We start from the raw sequence: 4,318 nt of genomic DNA, 5'->3' as shown, positions 1-4,318 counted from the left end.
GCGTCATCGCGCGCCCCGGGCGAGCCGCCGCAGCGCCCCGGGTCCGTCGTCGAGCACCTCGGTGGCCAGACGTGCCCAACGAGCCAAGGTACGGCGGCCTCCCCCTCCGTAACCGATCAGCTCGAAGTGGAGCACCTGCACGAATGCGCACGCCACCTGCACCGCGATCCGCTGCTCGTCGGCTCGCCCGCCGTGTGAGCGATAGCAGCCCCACAGCCCGCCGGCGACGCGTGCCAGCTCGTCCTGGGGGAGACCTTGGTGCGTGCCGGTCACCAGGATCTGGCATACCGCGTATCCGACGTCGAGGGCGGGCTCGTACATCCCCGCGTGGTCCAAGTCGATCACCGTCACGAGCGGCGGTGTGGCGGCGAGCCTGTCGAGGTAGACGTTCTTGGGATGCAGGTCCCCGTGTCCCGCCACCAACCGCACCTTCCCGGTCGGCTCCAGGAGCGGATCGACGAGCTCGGTCAGCCACTGGACCGCGGCGAGCTCGTCCCACGCATGCACGGCGGCGAACTCGGCCAGATCCGCAAGCTGACGCAGCGTCTGCTCGTGCGGCGCCGGTCGGGGCGGCAGCTCCGCCGAGACGCCCTGCAAGGCGGTCAGGAAACCGGCGACCGCCTCCACGGCACGGTCCGCCTCGGAACCGGTCAGCGACAGCGCCCAGGGCCTGCCCGGAGCATGCTCGGTCACCAGCGTTCCCGCCGGGTGGACACCGCGCGTGCGGACTACCTGGTACGGGGGACGGTCGAGTCCGGCAGCACGTAGCTGTCGGGCCGCCTGATCCGCCGACCGTCCACTGTGGTGCGAGCCATGCTTGAGTACCAGCGGAACCTTCCGCCATCCACCGCCGGTTCCGTCGTCCATCTCGGCCTGCACTTCGGTCAGGAACGTGGAATGCCTCCGCCGGTGCCGGGTCACCACCACCTCGCCCACCCCCCATGCCCCGACCACACCCCCGGAGATCACCTCCCGCAGTACCTGGGCACACTCAGCCGCGGTCGGCGGCACCTGGCTCGTGAGCACCCCATTACCACCAATCCCAGGCGGTGCAGTGGCGCGCGCCGCGGTCTCATCGCCGGCCGAGGAGTGCGGACCCCTCATGGGGCTGCGCGCGTTGTCACCATGCGGCGGCGTATGAGCATCGTCGTCCATGGAGTCAGCATGACCCAGCAATCCTCGTCACGATATCCGGAGACATGCCTTCTACCCCGTATCCACCCTTACGGCGTTGCTGACTTCGCCCCGGCGAGGTGACGCTGGACCGTCGAGGGGGCAGGACGATTCCCGTTCTGAAGCCGTCGAGGGTGCATGCCGGGGCCGGCACTGAGGGCACTCGAGCCGGCTGCGTCCGAGGAATTCAAGCTGGTCGAGGGCGACCACGGCGAGGTTGGCGGGCTGTGCTTGACCTGCGCCCGTACCCACTGGACGGGATTGAGGTCGGGGAGCGAACCACGCGCGGACCCATGACGGCGCCGTGGCCGGCCAGGCCATCTGCGTCGCCCCCGCTGTCACCGCGGAGGGGCGGCGGGGACGTCCTGGACCTCTGGGTCGGCCACGGCGGTAAGGGAGCAGCGTGTCCGTGATCGCCGGGATCCGGCGTGCGGTCGGGGCCCGCGACCGACTCCACAGCGAGACCGCCGCCGTGAAGCACATCCGCATGGCCATCATGAGCCCGGATCCCACCGGCACGGGCCAGGCCCGCTGAACCATGCGCTGGAAGACCGCCCTGAACGCCTCCGACACCACCTCCGACGGCCGACTCCCCGCAGCCCGTCGGTAGCCGTCCAAACACCGCCAGACGCAACGCTGGTTCGACAGACCCGATCAGTTCCAATGCCGCGCTGGAACCTGCCGATGAAGGAGCATCCCATGACATGCGAAGGAACCGCTCCGCCATCGGCACCCCGGTGGTGATGGTCTTGCTCACTGGCGCCATGGGACTGTCCATGATGCACTTCTTTCTGCTGGGCGCGTTGGGTCCGCAAGTGGTGAGAACCCTGTCTCTCTCGCCGACTCTGCTGGGTGCGACGACGACGGTCAGTTGCGCTGTAGCCGCTCTTTCTTCTCCGCTGAGCGGACGGATGGTGGACCGGGTAGGACCCAGGCGCAGCCTCGTCGTCTTGATGGCGACCGCAGCAGCTGCGCTGCTGCTGATCGGGGTGGCCCCAGGCCCGTTGGTGCTGCTGGCGTCGGTTGCCTTGGGCGGCCTTGCGCAGGCGCTGGCGAATCCGGCTACCAACAGCGCCATTGCCGCAGATGCGCCGGCTGAGCATCGCGCTCTGATCACGGGCGTCAAGCAGTCGGGTGTCCAACTGGCCGCTTTGGCCGCCGGCCTGCCGCTGGCTTGGCTGTCAGCGGCGGCCGGGTGGCGGGTGGTGGCATGGGTCATGGCCGCAGTCGCCGCAGGTGCGGCGCTGTGGGGGGCGCTGGCGTTGCCTGTCGACCGGATCGACCGGACGGGACGGCCGACCGCGCCGCGACCTCCGCTGTTGCCCCGTGGCACGGTTGCGTGGCTGCTGGTCCTCTCTGTGCCGCTGGGTGGGGGAATCGCCTGTGTGAACACCTACATCACGCTCTACGCGACGGACGAACTCGGGCTCGGCGACACACAGGCAGCCGCGTTGGTAGCCGTTGTCGGCGGGGCCGGCATCGTAGGTCGCATGGCGTGTTCGAGAGCGGCGCGGTCCCCTCAGCGGACCCGCGAACTACCCGCGCTCCTGCTGACGGGATCGGTCGTGGCCACCCTCCTCCTCGCCTTCACGGTGCAGCTACCGCTGTTGGTCTGGTTCGCAGCTGCGGCCATCGGGCTCTGCGCGGTATCCGTCAACGCGGTAACCATGATGCTCGTCCTGCAGGACACGCCGCCGGAGCAGGCGGGCCATGACTCGGCCATGGTGTCGGCCGGATTCTTCGCAGGTTTTGCCCTCACGCCACCGCTTTTCGGTCTGCTGGTCGACAGCAGCGGCCGCTGGACCACGGGGTGGCTGCTGGTCGCCGCGGAGTTCACTGGTGCGGCACTGCTGGCGACGGCCTGGAGGCTCCGGGAGGCCGGGCGTGCGCGACGGTCTCGTCCGGTACCTCCCGGAGCCACTGGCGCGCCTGGTGCAGACCGTGGTGAAGACCAAGGGAGGCGCGGCGAGTGATGACGGGACGTATACCCACCTCGCCGATCGGATCCGGACGCAAGCCCCCGATGAAACGCGCAGGTCAGTACTCCAATGTGGTTTCGTGATCCAGCCAGCAGGGTCGTCGTCTGTCGTGGCTGTGTCGGGCTGTTGCCTCGTGGAGTCTGCGCCAGATTGACCAGTGCAACAGCCTGGTCGCACTCCTCGATGCTCCAGAGGACGCCGGCAACGCGGACGAGTTCCGCAAGGGTGACCGTGGTGGGTGGCCAGCACAGGTAGAAGGCCGGTCGCTTGTCCATACCAACCGATGATCACGCGGTGACCGGGACCTGGCCCCGAGTGGTGACCCTCCGAACCCGGCCCCGGCAGGGGGCAGGTTCGGAAGGGGGCCTGACCTGGGCCTGCCCCCGGCTCTTGGACACCGGAGACGCTCGGATCTTGAGTCCGGGAGAACGGCTGTCCCGTGGTCATGAAGTGCTATCCGCCGGAGTTTCAAGGCCGTCGTGGTCGCGTCGAACGAAATGGCGGCCGGGAACGGAGGTCGGTTGTCGCTGGTCTGGGGATGAACCCGGAGACGTGGCGGAACTGGGTCCGGACGGTCGAAGGGAGACGGCCCCGGGAACGCCCGGCGGAGGCGCCCGCGGCAGTACTTCCCGAAGGGAACCGGTTCTCGCCCGCCACAGTCCTCGGGCCGGCTCGAGTTGTTCCGCTGGACGTCGCACTGAAGCCAGCGCCGCCGTCACTCCGCCTTCGGCTACCACACGCGACCGGTTGCGAACAGCCACTCACCGCATCACATGCGCTGCCACTCGTCGTATGAAACCCGGTGTCCACTCCCATGGTCGAGCCTCAGACCGCAACATCCCCTGGACAAGGCCACCGACCCGGCGTGAGCGAGCGACGGCGGCCCGCCGCAGCGGGGCCGCGGCATCAGCGTCCGGCGAAGGGGCGAGGCGGACGACTGCTGTTCGGACGCCCGACACCGGCAGGCGCCACACGAGGCGTTCCGGCCTTTCCCCGGCTGCCTCACGCGGCGACCGGAACCGGTTCGGCGTCGCGACGTACCAGCTCCGAGTACCTGCCGTCACGCTCCAAGAGCTCCTCGTGGGTGCCCTGCTCGACGATGCGTCCGTCGTGCAGGACCACGATCCGGTCGGCGCCCCGCACGGTCGACAGCCTGTGCGCGATGG

Annotated in this window: 2 protein-coding genes and 1 pseudogene; 2 read left to right on the top strand and 1 reads right to left on the bottom strand. The window is 69.3% G+C overall.

The genetic code is table 11. The features are described 5' to 3' along the window. Positions 1 to 3 precede the first annotated feature (3 nt). Positions 4 to 867 carry an aminoglycoside phosphotransferase family protein gene (locus QMZ92_RS35605; RefSeq protein WP_283302058.1) on the bottom strand — a complete coding sequence of 288 codons (864 nt, stop codon included), beginning with the start codon at positions 865 to 867 and terminating at the stop codon, positions 4 to 6. A 712-nt stretch (positions 868 to 1,579) separates the two neighbouring features. Here QMZ92_RS35605 and QMZ92_RS36690 point away from each other — a divergent pair. Further along, positions 1,580 to 1,783: pseudogene (locus tag QMZ92_RS36690) on the top strand (IS256 family transposase); the annotation flags it as partial. A gap of 94 nt (positions 1,784 to 1,877) precedes the next feature. After that, complete coding sequence (locus QMZ92_RS35595; RefSeq protein WP_283302056.1) at positions 1,878 to 3,146, top strand: MFS transporter; 1,269 nt, start codon at positions 1,878 to 1,880, stop codon at positions 3,144 to 3,146. The last annotated feature ends 1,172 nt before the right edge of the window (positions 3,147 to 4,318 follow it).

The sequence above is a fragment of the Streptomyces sp. HNM0645 genome (genome assembly GCF_030056615.1).
Taxonomy (GTDB): domain Bacteria; phylum Actinomycetota; class Actinomycetes; order Streptomycetales; family Streptomycetaceae; genus Streptomyces; species Streptomyces marianii.
Note: the sequence above shows the minus strand (reverse complement) of the source record. Positions and strands in the feature narration are given on the sequence as shown.